This is a genomic window from Bacillus cereus group sp. BfR-BA-01350 (genome assembly GCF_022663775.1).
GTDB classification, from domain to species: domain Bacteria; phylum Bacillota; class Bacilli; order Bacillales; family Bacillaceae_G; genus Bacillus_A; species Bacillus_A paranthracis.
Genome location: NZ_JAKUGD010000008.1, coordinates 20,862 through 40,006, shown reverse-complemented (window position 1 = coordinate 40,006; position 19,145 = coordinate 20,862). Strand labels below are relative to the sequence as shown.

Genomic DNA, 19,145 nt, shown 5'->3' with positions numbered 1-19,145 from the left:
AATGATATAATCATATCAAAATACATATAGGGGATGAGAGGCTATGGAGCTTATCCGTGATTTAATGATCCAAATTGCCATCATAATTTTGCCACTATTTTTATATGAAGCGATACGTTTAAATCGTTACCAAGAAATGCCTCCGAAGCCGAACCGCTACTTTATTATGTTTTTATCTAGCATTACACTCGTTCTCTCTATGACATACTCTATTTGTTTTGGGGACGTTTGCGGGTATAACTTTCACCCAATCCCGATTGTTAGTGGTTTTCTATATGGTGGGATTGTTGGTTTAATCCCGGCCGTTATTTTTGTTGCATATGAATGGACGCTAAAGGGAATAAACTTTCTTCCAGTCATAGAAGTAATATTTCTCTTGATAGTTCCATTATTTTTATCAAAGAAATGGTCTCTATTTTCAAGGGATAAGAAGCTAATTTTAGCATTTATGATTTCATCATTGTACGTACTTGTTTCTTTAGTGATTGGTATGATTAACGTTCTGTTAGAAACGGGCTTTACACCATATGTTTCGCACTTATATAGCGGATATATATTTGCTTCGCTTATTATGGTTATGACAATGGTATTTCAGGTGTACTTAACAGAATATTTAAATGAAAATGCAATACTACGTACAGAGATGCAAAAGTCAGAGAAACTTAATATTGTAAGTGAGTTAGCAGCAAGTGTTGCACATGAAGTTCGAAATCCGCTCACCGTTGTTCGTGGTTTTATTCAATTGCTAGAAAGTACAGAAGATGTGAAGAATAAGGATTATATGCGTCTCGTATTAGCTGAATTGGACCGGGCAGAACAAATTATTTCAGATTATTTGAATTTAGCAAGGCCACAAATTGAGAAGAAAGAACATATTTGCTTATCCGCTCAATTAATAGAAATGACAACTCTTATGTCATCATTTGCAGCGATGCAAGGTGTATATTTACAAGTTGAGATTTCTGAAAGTTTGTATACGATCGGTGATAAGACGAAATTGAAACAAGCGATTATGAATGTTGTTAAAAATGGTATTGAAGCAATACAAGGAAATAAAGGGTATTTAAAAGTAACAGCTATGCAAAAAGATGAAACGATTGTAATAAGAGTTAAAGATAGTGGTGTTGGAATGACGAAAGAACAATTAGCAAGGCTAGGACAACCGTATTATTCTTTAAAAGAAAAAGGGACAGGATTAGGGCTTATGGTAACATTTAGTATTTTACAAGCACATAATGGTACACTGGAATATAAAAGCGAAAGTGGAAAAGGGACTGAAGCGATTATTATATTGCCAGCTGTAAGAAATAAGGAATAAAAGTTACCGATGAAAGGTAACTTTTTATTTTATATAGGAAAAATATATTATATTATTCATTTGTTTTTTCTTGTTTTGTTCGGCTAAATAAACTTCTAAAAGATTGGAAAAAGCCTTGTTCTTTTGAAGCTGCGACTAATCTTTTTGTTTCTTGAATTTCACGAATGACTTGCATAAGTTGTGCATCACGGTTGCTATCTTTATTATAAATTTGATTTACGAGTTTATTCATTTTTTCTTCTTGCTTAGATTCTCGTTTATACATATGATTCATTAATAAGTCCATCTTTTCTTTTTGCAGGGCATCTGTTTGAGCGGCATGATCTACTAACTCTTGTAGCATTTTTTCTTGAGAGCCTTCTTTTACATAAACTTGTTGCATTAATTCATCAAGTTTTTCATCTTTCAAACGATTTTGGGTAATCAGGGTAGAATTTTGATGAATAATTGCTTCATTTAATTGAGCGAGCATTTCAAGTTTTAACATGAACTCCTCAAAGTTACGCCCATCTTCTTTTTCTTTCGGTTGTATCTCTTGCGTATCTTGTATAACTGGTACAGGTGGGGCCTCTTTTTCTTTTAAAATAATAGGTATCGTTTCTGAAATATCTTCTTGCAATGTAGCAGCTCTTTCATGTATAGATTTCAATAGTTTTAAATCATCCAATTTATAAATACGAGCATCAGCTGTTTTGGAAATCATATAACCATGTTCCTCTAACAGTTGACTATATTTGCGAACTATATGTTTTGGGATGCCTGTTTTATTCGTGACATCTTTCGTTTTATAGGTAGCTTCCATAATATTTCCTCCCCAAAAAGTATCGTATATATCATTTCAATCTTTTATGAGGACTTCCTTTGAAAAAGAATGTCGGAAGGTTATTAGTTTTCTACAGCATTAGTGAAAAGATGAAGAAAAATGAGAGTTTTTGGCGGAATGGCGAAGAAGAGCTAAAATAATGTCTGAAAACATATACAGGAGAAGTTTGTTATAATAACTGAGGAAAAGAAACTGGTAGAATTATGGAGGTATACATGAAGCAATTAAAAGGTATTATCATTTCAATTATTGCAATTCTTTCTATTGTAGTAGCGGTGTATGAAGTGCTTGTTCCAGAGGAAACAAGTATTAAAAAAACAAATGCGTATGATCAAGTTCTAGAATTTCCGAAAGATCGATATCCAGAGACAGGGAAACATATTACGGATGCTATAAAAGAAGGACATTCAGAAGTGTGTACAATCGACCGTGGTGGCGCTGCGGATAGAAGAAAATTATCGTTAGCTCCATACCCATCAAAAAAAGGGTATGATCGTGATGAATGGCCAATGGCGATGTGTAAAGAAGGCGGAAAAGGAGCACATATTGAATATATAAGTCCAGCCGATAACCGCGGAGCAGGCTCTTGGGTAGGAAATAAGTTAGATAAATACCCAGATGGTACGCGTGTGAAGTTTAACGTGAAGTAGTAGTTGCATATTTCATAATGAAGGAGAAGGGAACGATGGAGTTAACAATTTCGTATTCGCAATTAATGTTGATGAACTATGACGGGGATCAGCCTTACGTTGACTGGACGAATGAAGATTTTGAAAGAGGTTATGCGAAGGCGGATGGAACTGTTATTTTTGAAGCACTTTCTGATTATACTTGTGAAGTAAAAGTGACCTGCGGGAAACATATTGAGAAAGAAGAAGTGATTAGAACCGTTACAGTTCCGTTTACAGTTGAAAATGAATGTATCGTTGTAACAAGTATTCTTTCAAATAAATTTCAAATTCCTATTCCAAATGGTGAGTATACGGTTGTATTACAAGCAACACCTCTTGAAGAACCAACGGATGATGAATTATATAAAATACAATATGAATTCTTTTTTGAAAGTAAAGAATAAAAAATGGGGTATCCTCAAAAAGGATACCCCATTTTTATTATGCGTTTGTTTTTAGCAAGGAACGAGCGTCTTTTGCCGCTTGCACCATGTGCTCTAAAGCTGGAATAACTTCTTCTGTTCTTCTCGTTTTTAAACCACAATCAGGATTAATCCAGAAATATTTAGGATCGCATACTTGTAGAGATTGTTCTACGATTTTATACATTTCATCTTTACTTGGTACACGTGGGCTATGAATATCATATACGCCTAGACCGATGCCTTTTTCATATGTTGTATGTTTTAATGTATCAATAAATTCACCGTGACTCCTTGATGTTTCGATAGAAATCACATCTGCATCTAATGCGCGAATCGCATCAACAATATCTTCGAAGTTACTGTAACACATATGAGTATGAATTTGTGTTTCATTTGCTACAGAAGAAGTTGCTAAAAGGAAGGATTGTACTGCCCATGTAATATAAGCGTCCCAATCTTTTTCTTTTAACGGCATACCTTCACGAAGTGCTGGTTCATCGACTTGGATCACTCGAATCCCCGAAGATTCAAGTAGTTCAATTTCGTGACGAAGAGCTAATGCAATTTGATACGAAACTTCTTTTCTTGGAATATCGTTTCGAACGAAGGACCAATTTAAAATCGTAACAGGTCCAGTTAACATTCCTTTTACAACTTTCTCTGTTAAGCTTTGTGCATAAATAGTTTCCTTAATAGTCATTCCGTTAATAAAGGCTACATCACCATAAATAACAGGTGGTTTTACGCAGCGGGAACCGTATGATTGTACCCAACCGTTTTTAGTGAATGAGAAACCAGCAAGGCGCTCACCAAAATATTCAACCATGTCAGTTCTTTCAAATTCACCATGCACAAGAACATCGAGACCGATTTCTTCTTGGTAACGAATCCATTTTTCTGTCTCTTTTTCAATAAATTGTTCATATTGTTCATTTGAAATAACACCGTTACGCCATTCTTTTCGCGTTTGGCGAACTTCAGTTGTTTGCGGGAAGCTACCGATAGTTGTTGTTGGTAACAATGGTAACTTCAGGGCAACTTGTTGTAATTCATATCGTTTTTCAAATGGAAGAGGACGTGAAAAATCTTCTTCTTTTAGTGCTGTTCGTGCTGCTTTGACATCTTCTCGGTTACGTGCAGCAGATGAACGAATTGTATGATGTACGTTTCGATATGTTTCCAGCTCATTACGAATACTTTCTGTACCTTGAGTTAGAGCGGAATGAATAAGAACTAACTCTTCTAATTTTTGATTTGCAAATGCCAACGCATCAAATAGCTCAGTCGATAAGTGAGTTTCTTCTGTTTTATCGATTGGCGTATGCAATAAGCTACAAGAAGGCTGAACGATGAAATCTTTCGTTTGGACTTGTTTTTGTAACGTTGTAAATAACGTAAGAACTTCATCAAGATCGGCTCTCCAAATGTTACGGCCATCTATACAACCAACAGCTAAAGTTTTATCAGCTGGGAATCCATATTTTGAAATAGCATGTAGATTACCTTCTTTACCATGAATGAAATCTAATCCAATACTTGATACTGGGAATGTAATGATTTCTTCATAGTTTTCTTCTACACTATCAAAATATGTTTGTAAAAGAAGATTCGCATTTGGAACTTCTTTACGAATAGCTTCATAAATTTCTTTTGCTTGTTGAACTTCTTCTTTCGTTAAAGAAGCGAAAATCGGTTCATCAACTTGAATGATTTGTGCACCAGCTGCATGTAGTTCTGAAAGCAGTTGTACGTAAGGTGCAACTAACTGGTTTAAAATAGTAGCAAATTGCTCTTGTGTATAGCCTTTAGCTAATTTCAAGAAAGTATATGGTCCTAAAATAACAGGTTTTCCATCTACTCCTAATTCTTGTTTTGCCTCTTCGTATAAGCGAAGTGGACGATTATCTTTTAAAGAGATTTGTAATCCCTCTTCATATTCAGGAACGATATAATGATAGTTTGTGTTAAACCATTTTGTCATTTCGGAAGCTACGTGATCTTTAGAACCACGCGCCATTGCGAAATATACATCAAGGTAAGATGTAAACTGAGAAAAACGTGATGGGATAAATCCTAGCATATAAGCAGTATCCAAAACGTGATCATAATATGTAAAGTCGCCAATTGGAATAAGTTCAATCCCTTTTTCTTGCTGTGCTTTAACGTGTTGAAGGCGAATCTCTTTCATTGTTGTTAAAAATTGTTCTTCATCGATTTTATTGGACCAAAAAGCTTCCAATGTTTTTTTCCACTCTCGTTGTAGTCCGATACGTGGATAACCTAAGTTACTTGTTTGAATAGCCATTTCAAATTCCTCCCTAATTGAAAGTAAGCATTTCCGTTTACTAGGAAATACCTATAACAAAAAGTATAAAGGCATAGAAAATAAGCCTTCCTTTTTGTTTTAACACCTCATCATCATCCGTGAATCTATCAGTGTTGTTAAAACAGGCAGGTCTCCTGACTTATGCTTCATATGATTTCTTTCACCTTCCCGTTTTCACAGTGGCATTAAAAAGAAATCTCAGCATTTACAGTGGCGGGACCGTGTTGGAGTTTCACCAAGCTTCCCTTTTAAACACGAAACAAACTGTTCGTGTACCCATTTTCCTTTTGAAAGGAATTTAACAAGCGATATGATATTGAAACAAATTCTAACACAATTTTTGGAATTTTGTCTACTGTTTTGAAATAAGAAAATTCTAAAGTTTTTTATTTTTATTATTCTTATTTTTCTGATTAGTAAAAAGGATTTAATTGGATTAAGCTTATAAAAAAGTGTGTACTTGTACAGAGGTAAGACGCTAATTATGTTGTTTAACAATTGGTCTATATTTTGGAATAAGGAAGGGGATTAGATGGTTCATTTCGAAATAGTAAGTTATTAAAAAAAGAACAAGGTTACTGTATAAAGATGAATATACTAAGTTTATAGAAATGGGGAATTTTACTTGGAACAAAGCACACAAAATATTTATTTACCGCCAAAACATATAATTTCAGCAGCGACAATTGTAATGAATGAACAAAAAGAAATTCTATTAATTAAGGGACCTAGAAGAGGATGGGAAATGCCAGGTGGACAAGTTGAAGAAGGTGAGTCTTTGAAAGATGCTGCAATTAGGGAAACTAAAGAGGAAACAGGTATTGATATTGAGGTTTTAAAGTTTTGTGGTGTATTCCAAAATGTGAATCATTCAATATGTAATACGTTGTTTTTAGCTAGACCAGTTGGCGGTAAATTAACGACTACACCAGAAAGTTTGGAAGTAGGGTTCTATCCTATTGAGCAGGCGTTAGAAATGGTGAATTTTATGAATTTCAAACAAAGAATTGAATACAGTTTGGATGAAAACCAACATCCTTTTTATATAGAATTTTAAGAAACAACTTTCCATTATGGGAAGTCAGTGATGAATAAATATTAGATTTTCAAACAAATGTATTGTTATATTTTTGAGCACAGTGAAGTATCTTGTATCGAAAATTAAACAGCTATATGATACCCTCGTCCTAAATTAGAACGGGGGTATGCTTGTTTTAGGTATTAAAATTAAATAACTTTATTGTCTTTTTATAGTTTTTTCTTTATAAGTTCACCCTTCATCTATATCAATTTCTGAAAGTCGCCCTTCAACTGCATCTGTAAGGAGGGTGTTTAACCATTGCAATTCAACTGTAATATGTTCAATAACGCTTTGTAAAATATATAGTTGGGCACGTGGAATTTTTCCTTTGCTACAATCATAAATAGTTTGCATATTATGTAAATATTGAATGGTGTCATTTTTCTTCTTTTCTAAAATAGGAACTAACTCTTGATCATTACCAAAATGAGCGAAAGAGAGTGCCGAATAAATTGGTTTATATATTTGATTTTTTGCCTCGAATTGTTTTAATAGTAACGTGTGAAATAACCGTTTACCTTCGTCTGTTATATGAAAAATTGTTTTATCTGGTCTATTTGTATCTCGAACAATAGTTGTAACACGAATTGCCCCTTGTTTTTCTAATTGCTCGAAGGCGTAGTAAAGTGATCCTTTTGCATATTTAATATAACAATCCATTTGTCTTTCTTTCATGATGTGTTGCACTTCATATGGATGTTTATCCCCTTCGAGTAGTAAGCCGAGAATGACTAATTTCATACTCATGCTGTTTCAACTCCTATATATAAAAACTTTATACATATTATAAACGGCATATCCGTTTTCATAAAGGGATATGCCGTTTCTTTTCTATATATTAACTTACCTGCTTCTGTTTTTGTTTCGTTTTTGGACCTGTAAAAAGGCGCTCATCTCCCATAAGTAAAATACAAATAATACTTAGTACAGCCGGGATAAGTGCCCAGAAGAATGTACTGGCAATAGATGTAGCAAGAGCTTCTTTAATACCGGTTAATATTTCAGCTGGTATTTTATCGGTAGCACCTGGTGATAATAAGAAACTTGTGTCTCCACCCTTTGGAGCTAATTTTGCTAGTTCAGGAGGGAACACAGTGTTTAGTTTATCAGTAAAAATATGATTTTGAATTGTACCGAAAATTGTTACACCAAGAGTCATACCGAGTGAACGGAAGAATGAGTTTGTTGATGTAGCAGAACCACGGTCTCTCATTTCTAATTTGTGGATAGAAGACATACTTAAAACTGAGAATGAGAAGCCAACTCCAAGCCCAGCGAGAACCATAAATAGTGTTACGAGTAGGCGAGGTGTGTCCATTGTTAAAGTGCTTAGTAAATAAATACCAAGAACGAAGAAAACTCCAGATACCATCATAATGTTACGATAACTTGTTCGCGAAGCTAACTGTCCACCTGTTTGACTTCCAATTACAGAGCCAACCATCATAGGTGTTAATATCAATCCAGCATTTGAGGCTGAACCACCGAGAACACCTTGAACGAAGATTGGGATATAAACTGTACAGATGATAAAAGCGGCACCATAGAAAAAGGCAACACCTTGGCTAGCTGCGAATAAAGGTTTTTTAAATAGATGGAAAGAAATGATAGGCTCGGTTGCTTTTCGTTCTACGAAGAAGAAAATAATAAGCATAATAACAACGGTTGTAAATAAGCCGATAATTACAGTGGAATTCCATGCGTATTCTTTACCACCAAGTTCTAAGGCGAACATTAAGCAAACGATACTAATAACAAGTGTAATAGCGCCAGCCCAATCAATTTTTTGTTTTCTAAATTCTAGAGATTCACTGTAGTATTTCGTAATGAAGAAGAAGGAGATAAGTCCTAATGGAATATTAATATAGAAGACCCAGTGCCAACTTATATAGTCTGTAATATACGCACCTAATAAAGGGCCGAATACACTAGATGTCCCGAAAACAGCACCGAATAGCCCTGTCATTTTTCCGCGCTTTTCTGGTGGGAATATATCGTACATAATTGTGAAGGCGATAGGCATAAGAGCGCCGCCACCAATTCCTTGAATAGCCCTATAAATACTTAGTTGCTCAATACTAGATGCTGTTCCGCAAAGTGCAGAACCGAACAAGAAAAGAATAAGGCCACCAATATAAAAGCGTTTTCGTCCATACATATCAGAAAGTTTTCCGAAGATAGGCATCCCTGCCATTGTTGCTACCATATATGCAGACGTGACCCAAACGAACTTGTCAAATCCTCCTAGGTCTCCAACGATCGTTGCCATTGCTGTTGCAACAATTGTATTATCCATTGCCGCCATTAAAATACCAAGTAGTAAACCCGCAACAACAAATTTTGTCTTGCTGGAGTCTTTTTTTGATAATTGAGATTCCAAAGATAACCCTCCTTTAATAATAAGTAAACTATATTAAGTTTTGAGTGCAGCGCATAAAAATTATAAATATATTTTTTAAAATCAATTTATACAAGTGCACTGACAAAGCCATAAAGAATATTATAGTCAAATTTGACTAAAAGGCAAACTTTTTCTTCCGTCAAAATATTCTGTTGTATGGACAGCGAAAGAGTGAGTAATACTTAGTATTGGTAAAAAGTCAATGAAGGAAATTGTAAAAAAATATTTCAGTAAGAATACCTGCTGTTAACAGATGAAAAATGGTTTTTTCTTTACTTTGTCGAATAGGATAAAAGGAAGAGTAATAACTATATATCGTTTGTAACGAGCTTTATTAATATTGTGTAGAGAGGCAGAATAAGGTCGTATGGATATGATGCATCTGAAATGGGGTGAATATTATTATGAAAATATGGAAACGAATTTCGGATCAAGGAAGGCATTCAATACCTCTACAACCGGTATTATGGATTGATGGCTCAAAAAAGGAAAACGAATGTCCTAACATAGCAGTTAAATTACAAATCCGTAGTATGTATAAAGAAAAATTTTCATATGAACTGATCTATGATGTAAACGACATACTTATTATTCGAATTGAAGTTGAAAATAAAGGAATGGAAATGATTTCACGAGTTGTAGTAAGCCATATGATTCGAGATTATTTTGCCTATATTCCAAATTCATTAAAGGCTGATAAGGGGATGAGCGAGTTTTTGTTTCAGCTTGTAAGGTGGAGAATCGATAATTTATTACCGGATGAGAAGGTAGAATTAATTTGTAAAATAAAAGCAAATAAAGATAAAGCACTCAAAAACGCATTATTTCAGGCTACATATACATTTCAATATAACGGAGTATCATATGGTCCGTTGCAAACAAATGAAGTTGTTGTACGGCAATGATAAAAAGGAACCTGTATGAAAGGTTCCTTTTTGATTCCCTTTTTTGTTCGATCCATATTTACAATAGCGTCGATTTGATTGTATGTAATGAAGTTTACTTCGAAAGAATTAAATAGTAATTTTAGCGACAACAGAAACCCCGATAGTAAACGTATAATATCTGATAGATTTTTCTTTTGTAGCATGTAGGTCACCATATTTCTAAAATGATGCATGGCATATATATGAAATAGAATAGAAATGGTAGACAAGCTTAAGCGGAAATGTACACTCAATATGTACATTTTTTATTTTGTAGAAAAACATAATTGTTATAGAAACATATATTGGTATAGAAGGGAGGTGAAGTATGAAACATAAAGGGAAAATTAGTGGATTATTACTTGGGAATACAGTGGCAGTTACAGAATGGATTGCGCTTCAGGATGTAATTACAAAACTGGATTCGCGATCATTTTATACCGTCTTTATTATTTATATATTGCAAATGATACTCAGCTATTATTTTGGACATTGGTATGATAAAAGAGCGAGTGGGCGTATGGATACGGAAGTAGGAGGAATGGCAAGTAATGATTTTGTAGTTGATTTTTTTGAGAAAGTAGCTGCTTTATCAGAACGAGATTCTCATAATATTACAGTGTACATTCTTTCTGTGAAAGAATGGAAAGGACTAAAAGAAACAGTGCAAGAAAAAAAATTGGAGGTGTTAGTACAAAAATTGGAGAGCACGATTGTAAAGACAATTCGTAAAGGCGATGTAGTTACGAAGTGGGATGAAAATAAGTATGTGATTGTGGCGATTGATAACGGACATGAAAAATCGACAATAACAAACCGATTAATGAAAAATATTGAAAGTGAAATAGAAAATGGTTTGTTAAGTATGACTCTATTATTTGGGGCTGCTAGTTATCCAATAGAAGGAAAAACGTTTGAAGAATTGTTAAGAAAGGCACAAAATCAATTGTACCAGCATAGAAATTTGTAAAAAAATAAGTGAAATTTTGATTTGAAGAAATATGATATGAAGAAGTTTTGATTGTAACATTTTTTTGACTTTTATTACAAAAAGAACTTTTTTTGTAATAAAAGTCTTTAAAAATATATGAAATAGGCATATAATTATGATGGATGTGTCAATGCATTTTGCACAATGTGTTTCATTTTAAAAGTGTAGAGGAAAGCATACTCTACACTTTTCCTTTTTAGGGAATGGCAAGAATAATTGTAAGTTGTTGCAAGATAGCATTTATACTGTGTAAAATGAACGAAGAGATTATTTGATAGAAAGCGGGAAAGGGAATGATAGACGTGTGAGAACAACGAACATCTTTTATCAGGTGAATAATTACTGTTGTTCTTCAAATTATTATGGTTGTGATGAATTCCGTTGTACTTTTATGTAATACATAGTATGAATAGGTTTTAAAAAGTTTCAAGTAAAAGATGGATATGAAACTGCTATTTAGTTCAAAAACGGAAAATGTAATTTTAAGTAATACAATTTGTACAAGCATTATAAACAATATGAATGATTTTCGTGAAAAAGGTGCGAGTGTGGAGTTTAGTTTATAGAAGGATATATAATTTCATAACTTTTTACACGATGATCGTATATAAGTAGGAGGAAAAAGATGTTGAAATATAGTAAATTAGCAATTGTAACTGCATTATCAATGACTTTACTAGCGGGTTGTTTCGGGCCGAAACCAGAAGAGGAATTATATGTTGCATTTGAAAATGCTGCAAAGCAAGAAAAAACAATGTTTGAAGATGCAAAAAAACTTGAAACTTTAGAGAAAGAGGGACAAGAATTATATAACCAGATTGTTCAAGAAGGAAAAGATAATAATCAAACTGTTAAGGAAAAACTAAACCAAGCAGTGAAAAATACAGATGAACGAGAAAAAGTGCTTAAAAAAGAAAAAGAATCTTTAAATAAGGCACAAGAAGAAGTGAAATCGGCAGATAAATATGTGAAGAAAATTGAAGATAAGAAATTGAAAGATCAAGCGGATAAAGTGAAAAGCACATATGAGAAACGACATGACTCATTTAACAAAATGTATGATAGCTATAATAAATCGTTAAAACAAGAAAAAGAATTATATACAATGTTACAAGATAAAGGTACGAAATTAAAAGATATTAGTGAAAAAGTAAAAGTAGTAAATCAGTCTTATAAAGATATTGAATCAGAAAAAGACAAGTTTAATGAATTTACGAAGTCTTATAATACAGAAAAAATTGCTTTTTATAAACAAGCAAATATTAAAATTAAAGAAGAGAAAAAATAAAACAGTTTGGCCTACAATTGGCCAAACTGTTTTATTTTTTTGTATAGGTACGACTATACCATGGGACAGGTTCACTTAATTTTTTTTCTTGTTTTAGCGCTTCAGGACCAATATAATCTTGAAGTGTTTTTTTTGCTACTGTTAAAGATAAGGTTGTTTTCGGATTTCGATAGGAGGATTCAAGATGACCGAGATGTGGTAGGATTCGAAAATCTTCTTTTGTAGGAGGAATATGGAAAAAGTAATCACCTAAACGTATAAGAACATCAGATTGTTGTTGGCTAAAACGTGGATTTCTAGAGAAATGTAATCCTTCTTTAATAGCTTTTTTTTCAGTAATTAAGCGTTCTAAAGCTGTCTTTTTTAACCAGTATAAATATTTCGGATTAGTTGCAGCTTTAGCATGACGATTCACAACGAAAATAGATTGAGCTAGTCGATTAATAGAATGTTGGTTTTGTAATTGAGATTGTGGTTGTGAAGGTTTCATATTAAATCTCCTTTCAATTTTTCATTATTATACCATAAGTAAAAGCGATTTTTATTATATGCAAAAAGTGATTGTATATATTTTCAATATTAAAGCAATATTGTTACAAAAAACAACTATTTTGTATAATAGTAATAGAATGTGTTTTAGAAATTTGATAATGAAAGAGTGAGAAGTTTGAAAGAAATATTAAAACAGCAATATGCCATTATAGATATTGGATCTAATACAATGCGTTTAGTTATTTATGAAAAGCAAAACGGAGGTTTTTATAAAGAGATTGAAAATACGAAAGTGGTTGCAAGGTTAAGGAATTACTTAGTCGATGGTGTGTTGATTGAAGAAGGAATAGAGGTATTGTTACAAACATTATTTCAATTTCAAGAAAGTACACGATTCCATCAGTTGCGCCATGTACTTTGTGTTGCAACAGCAACAATTAGACAGGCTAAGAATCAAGAGGAAATTAAAAAGCTTGTTGAAGGACAAACAGACTTTACTCTTAGAGTATTATCAGAATATGAAGAAGCACGTTACGGCTATTTAGCAGTTATGAATTCAACTTCGTTCTCTGAAGGGATTACAGTAGATATTGGTGGGGGGAGTACTGAGGTTACATACTTTCGAAATAGAGAGATTCTAGAGTATCATAGCTTTCCTTTTGGAGCACTTTCTTTAAAGCAGTTTATTAAAGAGGACATACCTACTGAAGAAGAGTTGGAAAAGATTCGAACGTACTTAGAATATCAATTTCGAACATTACCATGGTTAATAGATAAGAAGTTGCCTCTTATTGCAATTGGTGGTAGTGCGAGGAACTTAGTGAAAATTCATCAAAATTTAATTTGTTATCCTATAGCAGGGGTACATTTATATAAGATGAAAGAAGAAGATATTAAAAATGTGAAAGAAGAATTAGAAGCATTGTCGTTCATAGAACTTCAAAAATTGGAAGGATTGGCAAAAGATCGAGCAGATACAATTGTTCCAGCAGTCGAAGTATTTCATACGCTTGTTAATGTTATAGAGGCGCCAGCATTTGTATTAAGTAGAAAAGGATTACGAGAAGGTGTTTTCTATGAAGAGTTGACAAAAGATTTGGGGATTTCATATTATCCGAACGTGGTCGAAGAAAGTTTGTATTTATTATCACATGAATATGAAATGGATATGAAATTTGTAATACAGCTTATTAAGCATGGAAGATTGATTTGTCAACAGCTTGAAGAAATGGGACTGATTTCTATGTCAGTAGAAGACTGGAAAGTATTCCATCAAGCAGCGAAAGTATTTAATATTGGCAAATATATAGACGAAGAAGCGAGCCGCTTACATACGTTTTATTTATTAGCGAATAAAACAATTGATGGTATGATGCACAAAGAGCGAGTTAGATTAGCGCTTATTGCGTCTTATAAATCAAAAATGTTATTCAAACAACATCTGTCTCCGTTTGAAGGATGGTTTGATAAAAATGAACAAAAGAAAATTCGCCTTTTAGGGGCTGTTTTACAATTTTCAGCAGCTCTAAATATAAGACAAAGATCGCTTGTTGAATCAATATCTATAACAGAAAGTAAAGAAGGATTAACATTTGAAATTGTATGTGAACAATCGGCGTTAGCGGAAAAAGTGCAAGCTGAAAAGCAGAAGAAACAGCTAGAAAGGGTATTGAAAACAAATATTACCTTATTATTTAAATTAAAGAATTGAGTTGTACGGATGTCTTTACAAAAAATTTACACTTTATAATATTGTAATTTGCTAAAATGAAAGTAACTAAATTATAGTAAAAAAGTTTCAAGGGGAAGTGTGAAGAGAATGGAATTATCGAAGGGGAATATAGTCAATTTAAATGATACAGCTTATTACAACAATCGAGAGTTAAGTTGGTTAGCATTTAATGAACGTGTACTACAAGAAGCACAAGATGAAACGAATCCACTCTTAGAAAGATTAAAGTTTATTAGCATTTTTAGCTCAAATTTAGATGAATTCTTTATGGTACGTGTAGCAGGATTGAAGGATCAGGTGAGTGCTGGTTTTAACCAACCAGAAAATAAGGCCGGCTTAACACCAAAAAAGCAACTAAATAAAATTGCGATAAAAGCACATGAATTAATGACCGTACAGTATGGTACGTTTAAAAATTATGTGTTGCCAGCGTTGGAGTTAGAGGGGATTGAGCGTTTAACATTCCATGATTTGACGAAAGAACAGAGAGAATTTATAGAAGAGTATTTTGATGAACAAATTTTCCCAGTCTTAACACCTGTGGCTATCGATGCATATCGCCCATTTCCGATGTTATTAAATAAAAGTTTAAATTTAGCTACTCTTTTATATGATGAGAAACAAGTGGAAGAAGAAAACCGCACGAAGTTAGGAATTGTACAAGTTCCTTCACTACTGGAACGTTTCATATTTTTACCGAGTGAAGGACAAAAGCATAAATTTATTTTATTAGAAGACGTAATTAGTAGTTTTACTCATAAATTATTTACAGGATATAAAGTATCATCTGTTACTCGTTTCCGTATTACACGCAATGCGGATTTAACAATTCACGAAGAAGGTGCGAGAGATTTATTAAAGGTAATTGAAAAAGAATTAAAAAAGCGTAAGTGGGGAGCTGCTGTACGTTTAGAAGTTGGCAAAGAACACATTGATGAAAGAGTATTAGCGTTATTATATGAAGTGTTGGAAGTAAAAGATGAAGATGTGTATATAATGGATGGACCGTTAGATTTAACATGTCTATTTTCTTTATATAAAAAACTAGCGCCTTTATATGAACATTTAGTATATCCGGCTCTTATTCCACAACGACCTCAAGATTTAGGGGATGCGGAAGATGTATTTGAAAAAGCAATTGAGCATGATATTTTATTACATCATCCGTTTGAATCGTTTCAGCCAGTAGTTGATTTTGTTCGCGATGCAGCAGACGACCCGAATGTACTTGCGATCAAACAAACATTATATCGAGTAAGTGGTGATTCTCCAATTATTCAGGCGCTAAAGGTAGCGGCTGAAAAAGGGAAACAAGTGACGGTATTAGTTGAGTTAAAGGCAAGGTTTGATGAAGAAAATAATGTGCATTGGGCTAAAGAATTAGAACAGGCGGGTTGTCATGTTATTTACGGTGTAAGTCATTTGAAAACACATAGTAAAATTACACTAGTTGTAAGAAGAAAAAACGGAAAAATTGAAAGGTTCGTACATCTTGGAACCGGAAATTACAATGATGCAACCGCAAAGCTATATACTGATTTTGGCTATATTACATCACGAAAAGACTTTGGGGTCGATGCAACAAATTTCTTTAATTATTTGAGTGGTTATACAACAAAGCCGCATTTTCATCATTTATCGGTTGCACCATTTGATATAAGAGAGCAATTTATTGATTTAATAGATGAAGAAATTCGTTATCATAGGCAATATGGAAATGGATATATCATTGCTAAAATGAATTCATTAACTGATAAACCACTTATTAAAAAAATGTATGAAGCATCACAAGCTGGAGTAAAGGTAGAGCTCATCGTTCGAGGAACATGCTGCCTACGACCTGGTATTCCAAATGTAAGTGAAAATATTCGGGTAGTTAGTGTTGTCGGGAGATATTTAGAACATAGCCGTATTTATTATTTCCATCATAATGGAGAAGAGAAAATATATTTATCTTCAGCTGACTGGATGACAAGAAATATGGAGAAACGTGTAGAAATATCTTTCCCGATATTAGATATTGAAATGAAGGCACGAATTAAGGCGATTTTACAGCTTACTTTAGCTGATAATGTGAAAACACGTGAACAAAATAAAGACGGTGACTATTATTATGTTATTAATAATGGGGCAGAAGAGATTGATAGCCAAGTGAAGTTATTTAAGATGGCGTATCAAAACACAGATGCCGAATAATGAGAACAAAGTAAAAAACCTCTTTTTTAAGAGGTTTTTTACTTTGTTCTCTACTTATTATAAAGGATGCGTAGAGAGAATACTTTTTATTATAAGCATGTTAATGGATTATGAATCGGTTAAGAAAGGAAATAACATTAGTAGAATTGTTGCGGTACATTAATAATAGAATGGTTGTTGACAAGGTCCGCCATAACAAGGATAAGGTGTCGGCGGTGGGAAAGGTGGTGGATATGGTGGGTAATACGGTCTAGGACCGAAAGCTAATGCTCCGCCAAGCAGTCCACCAGCAATACCAGCTAGAAATGGGACGCCAAAAAACGGAAAGAAGCGTGAGTCGCCTACTGGACCAATAGGTGCTGAACGGACTGGGATTGGTTGATAATATGGATACATGAACAAACCTCCTTTATTGGACTCACTTTTATCATATGGTAAATGAAACATGGATGAGCGCGTACAAGAAAGGATATGTAAGAAAATAGGCGAATGATTACGAATGTTGGAGTGTAAAAATTGTTATCTCAGGTTTTGCCATAAATCGGAATGGGACACGTGTTCTGCCAAGGCCGCGATTGACATAGAGAGCTAAATCTTGGATCGTATAGAAACCTTCTACATAGTTTTTAGCAAGTGCTGGGGTAATAATAGCGCCTAAAAAAGGGATTTGTACTTGTCCGCCATGGCTATGACCAGAAAGTTGTAAGTTAACTGGATATGTAGCAATTTGCGGTGCAATATCTGGTTCGTGAACAAGAACAATGTTATAAATGTTTTTCCGAGCGCGCTGTAGTGTCTCCTTTATTTTTGGTTTGCCTAATAGTATATCATCAAGACCGAAAATTGAAATTTCACTATTATCCAGTAGACGGATTCTCTTTTCACTGTTTAGTAACAGTTCAAATCCAGATTCGCGCATGATGTGTTCGTAGTATTCCGTTCCATATCCGCCGTGATCATGGTTACCATAAATAGAAAATTTACCGAAGGGTGCTTGTATGTTTTTTAAAATAGATGCAACGAAAGGAGTGTCAGTATACGTTTGATAATTATCAATGAGATCACCAGTAAAAAGAACAATGTCGGGTTTTACAGCATTAATTTTAGAGACGATTTGAGATAAATGTTGGAGAGAGAAATAGTATCCGAGATGTAAATCGCTAAATTGAAGAATCTTCATACCGTGAAAGCTTTTTGGGATGAGTTGTGATTTCAGTGTATGTTCTGTAAAAGAGAGCAGATGAGGCTCAATATATTTAGCATAATAGTATCCGATACTAGTCGTTATAAATGAAAATAGGCAAGTACGCATTCCAGTTTTTAAAAAATCTCTTCTTGTAATTTTCTTCATAAAAATATGAGTATACCTATTTGGCTTATATTACATGTATTCGTTACATTTACAGGTTACTCAAATCTCCTTTCGTTTTTTTTAATATATTTTAAATCATGTAAAAGTAGTATAGATAACGAAAAAGTGAATAAAAAGAAATCTCTTTACGTTAAAATATCAGAAAAGTTTAAAAATATAAAGATTTCTATTAAATAAAATGATAAAATGAATGTGTATTCATTTTTTGGAGGGGATATAATATGAAAGAAAAAGTAGTTATTGTAACAGGTGGATCGAGCGGAATGGGAAAAGGAATGGCGACTCGTTTTGCAAAAGAAGGGGCACGAGTTGTTATTACAGGACGTACAAAGGAAAAACTAGAGGAAACAAAATTGGAAATTGAACAATTTCCAGGACAAATATTACCGGTACAAATGGATGTAAGAAATACGGATGATATTCAGAAAATGATTGAACAGATTGATGAGAAGTTTGGACGAATTGATATTTTAATAAATAATGCAGCTGGAAACTTTATTTGTCCAGCAGAAGATTTATCCGTGAACGGCTGGAATTCGGTTATTAATATTGTGTTAAATGGTACATTTTACTGTAGCCAGGCTGTCGGAAAATATTGGATTGAAAAAGGTATAAAAGGAAATATCATTAACATGGTAGCAACATATGCGTGGGATGCAGGTCCGGGAGTGATTCATTCGGCTGCAGCGAAGGCTGGAGTATTAGCAATGACGAAGACACTCGCTGTTGAGTGGGGACGTAAATATGGAATCCGAGTTAACGCTATTGCGCCAGGACCAATTGAACGTACGGGCGGTGCTGATAAATTATGGATTTCAGAAGAAATGGCTAAGCGTACGATACAAAGTGTTCCGCTTGGAAGACTGGGTACGCCAGAAGAAATTGCAGGTCTAGCTTATTATTTATGTTCAGATGAAGCTGCGTACATAAATGGAACTTGTATGACAATGGATGGAGGACAACATTTACATCAATATCCATTTTAAAAGGGATAAGAAAAATGTGACGGAATTGTGACATATGAAAGAAAAGTGTTTACAAGAGGTCATATATACGTTATATTTAAGACCTCTTTTTTCTTCATAGTAGAATTGCTAATTCCC

The 19,145-nt window shown here is 33.8% G+C and carries 18 protein-coding genes and 1 riboswitch; of the genes, 10 read left to right on the top strand and 8 right to left on the bottom strand.

Translation table 11 applies throughout. The features are described 5' to 3' along the window. Positions 1-43: 43 nt before the first annotated feature. Complete coding sequence (gene kinB, locus MR147_RS17580) at positions 44-1,318, top strand: sporulation sensor histidine kinase KinB (protein ID WP_074606333.1); 1,275 nt, start codon at positions 44-46, stop codon at positions 1,316-1,318. A 52-nt stretch (positions 1,319-1,370) separates the two neighbouring features. Here kinB and MR147_RS17575 read toward each other — a convergent pair whose 3' ends face one another. Continuing rightward, positions 1,371-2,120: a DUF3967 domain-containing protein gene (locus MR147_RS17575; protein WP_074606331.1), complete on the bottom strand. Its 750-nt coding sequence runs from the start codon at positions 2,118-2,120 to the stop codon at positions 1,371-1,373. Positions 2,121-2,356: 236 nt separating this feature from the next. On the opposite strand from MR147_RS17575, the gene nucA reads away from it, so the two are divergent. After that, positions 2,357-2,791, top strand: a complete 435-nt coding sequence (gene nucA, locus MR147_RS17570) for a DNA-entry nuclease (protein WP_242304603.1) — start codon at positions 2,357-2,359, stop codon at positions 2,789-2,791. Between the two features lie 35 nt (positions 2,792-2,826). After that, positions 2,827-3,216: a competence protein ComJ gene (comJ, locus tag MR147_RS17565; protein WP_074606329.1), complete on the top strand. Its 390-nt coding sequence runs from the start codon at positions 2,827-2,829 to the stop codon at positions 3,214-3,216. 37 nt (positions 3,217-3,253) lie between these two features. On the opposite strand, the gene metE is transcribed toward comJ, so the two are convergent. Beyond that, a complete protein-coding gene (gene metE, locus MR147_RS17560) occupies positions 3,254-5,542 on the bottom strand; it encodes a 5-methyltetrahydropteroyltriglutamate--homocysteine S-methyltransferase (protein ID WP_074606327.1) in 2,289 nt (762 codons plus the stop codon). A 128-nt stretch (positions 5,543-5,670) separates the two neighbouring features. Further along, a riboswitch (cobalamin riboswitch) is annotated at positions 5,671-5,858 on the bottom strand. Positions 5,859-6,188: 330 nt separating this feature from the next. On the opposite strand from metE, the gene MR147_RS17555 reads away from it, so the two are divergent. Then, positions 6,189-6,620: an NUDIX hydrolase gene (locus MR147_RS17555; protein WP_000438229.1), complete on the top strand. Its 432-nt coding sequence runs from the start codon at positions 6,189-6,191 to the stop codon at positions 6,618-6,620. A gap of 213 nt (positions 6,621-6,833) precedes the next feature. On the opposite strand, the gene MR147_RS17550 is transcribed toward MR147_RS17555, so the two are convergent. Together MR147_RS17550 and MR147_RS17545 are read right to left on the bottom strand one after the other, a co-directional pair. Then, complete coding sequence (locus MR147_RS17550; RefSeq protein ID WP_242304602.1) at positions 6,834-7,391, bottom strand: PadR family transcriptional regulator; 558 nt, start codon at positions 7,389-7,391, stop codon at positions 6,834-6,836. A 91-nt stretch (positions 7,392-7,482) separates the two neighbouring features. Then, a complete protein-coding gene (locus MR147_RS17545; RefSeq protein WP_076871156.1) occupies positions 7,483-9,024 on the bottom strand; it encodes an MDR family MFS transporter in 1,542 nt (513 codons plus the stop codon). A gap of 425 nt (positions 9,025-9,449) precedes the next feature. Here MR147_RS17545 and MR147_RS17540 point away from each other — a divergent pair, with 425 nt between their 5' ends. Next, the gene (locus tag MR147_RS17540) at positions 9,450-9,950 is read left to right on the top strand and encodes a hypothetical protein (protein ID WP_242304601.1); all 501 of its coding nucleotides are present in this window, start codon (positions 9,450-9,452) and stop codon (positions 9,948-9,950) included. On the opposite strand, the gene MR147_RS17535 is transcribed toward MR147_RS17540, so the two are convergent. Beyond that, on the bottom strand, positions 9,890-10,135 hold the full coding sequence (locus MR147_RS17535; RefSeq protein ID WP_242304600.1) for a hypothetical protein: 246 nt from the start codon (positions 10,133-10,135) through the stop codon (positions 9,890-9,892). The genes MR147_RS17540 and MR147_RS17535 overlap by 61 nt on opposite strands. 164 nt (positions 10,136-10,299) lie before the next feature. Between MR147_RS17535 and MR147_RS17530 the strand changes: the two genes are divergently transcribed. Then, a complete protein-coding gene (locus MR147_RS17530) occupies positions 10,300-10,941 on the top strand; it encodes a diguanylate cyclase domain-containing protein (protein ID WP_074606322.1) in 642 nt (213 codons plus the stop codon). Between the two features lie 646 nt (positions 10,942-11,587). Then, entirely contained in the window at positions 11,588-12,250 is a 663-nt protein-coding gene (locus tag MR147_RS17525; protein WP_000922491.1) for a YkyA family protein, read from the top strand. 31 nt (positions 12,251-12,281) lie between these two features. On the opposite strand, the gene MR147_RS17520 is transcribed toward MR147_RS17525, so the two are convergent. Then, a complete protein-coding gene (locus tag MR147_RS17520; RefSeq protein ID WP_000804868.1) occupies positions 12,282-12,740 on the bottom strand; it encodes a YkyB family protein in 459 nt (152 codons plus the stop codon). A gap of 177 nt (positions 12,741-12,917) precedes the next feature. On the opposite strand from MR147_RS17520, the gene ppx reads away from it, so the two are divergent. Both ppx and MR147_RS17510 read left to right on the top strand, forming a co-directional pair. Then, positions 12,918-14,453, top strand: a complete 1,536-nt coding sequence (gene ppx, locus MR147_RS17515; protein WP_242304599.1) for an exopolyphosphatase — start codon at positions 12,918-12,920, stop codon at positions 14,451-14,453. Between the two features lie 108 nt (positions 14,454-14,561). Further along, the gene (locus tag MR147_RS17510; protein WP_000423563.1) at positions 14,562-16,670 is read left to right on the top strand and encodes a polyphosphate kinase; all 2,109 of its coding nucleotides are present in this window, start codon (positions 14,562-14,564) and stop codon (positions 16,668-16,670) included. 159 nt (positions 16,671-16,829) lie between these two features. Here the strand turns inward: MR147_RS17510 and MR147_RS17505 are convergent, their stop codons facing one another. Together MR147_RS17505 and MR147_RS17500 are read right to left on the bottom strand one after the other, a co-directional pair. Then, positions 16,830-17,066 carry a hypothetical protein gene (locus MR147_RS17505; protein WP_000283744.1) on the bottom strand — a complete coding sequence of 79 codons (237 nt, stop codon included), beginning with the start codon at positions 17,064-17,066 and terminating at the stop codon, positions 16,830-16,832. A 97-nt stretch (positions 17,067-17,163) separates the two neighbouring features. Continuing rightward, positions 17,164-18,021 (bottom strand): metallophosphoesterase, encoded by an 858-nt coding sequence (locus tag MR147_RS17500; protein ID WP_242304598.1) that lies wholly within the window; start codon positions 18,019-18,021, stop codon positions 17,164-17,166. 242 nt (positions 18,022-18,263) lie between these two features. Here MR147_RS17500 and fadH point away from each other — a divergent pair, with 242 nt between their 5' ends. Beyond that, entirely contained in the window at positions 18,264-19,028 is a 765-nt protein-coding gene (gene fadH / locus MR147_RS17495) for a 2,4-dienoyl-CoA reductase (RefSeq protein ID WP_000660918.1), read from the top strand. The last annotated feature ends 117 nt before the right edge of the window (positions 19,029-19,145 follow it).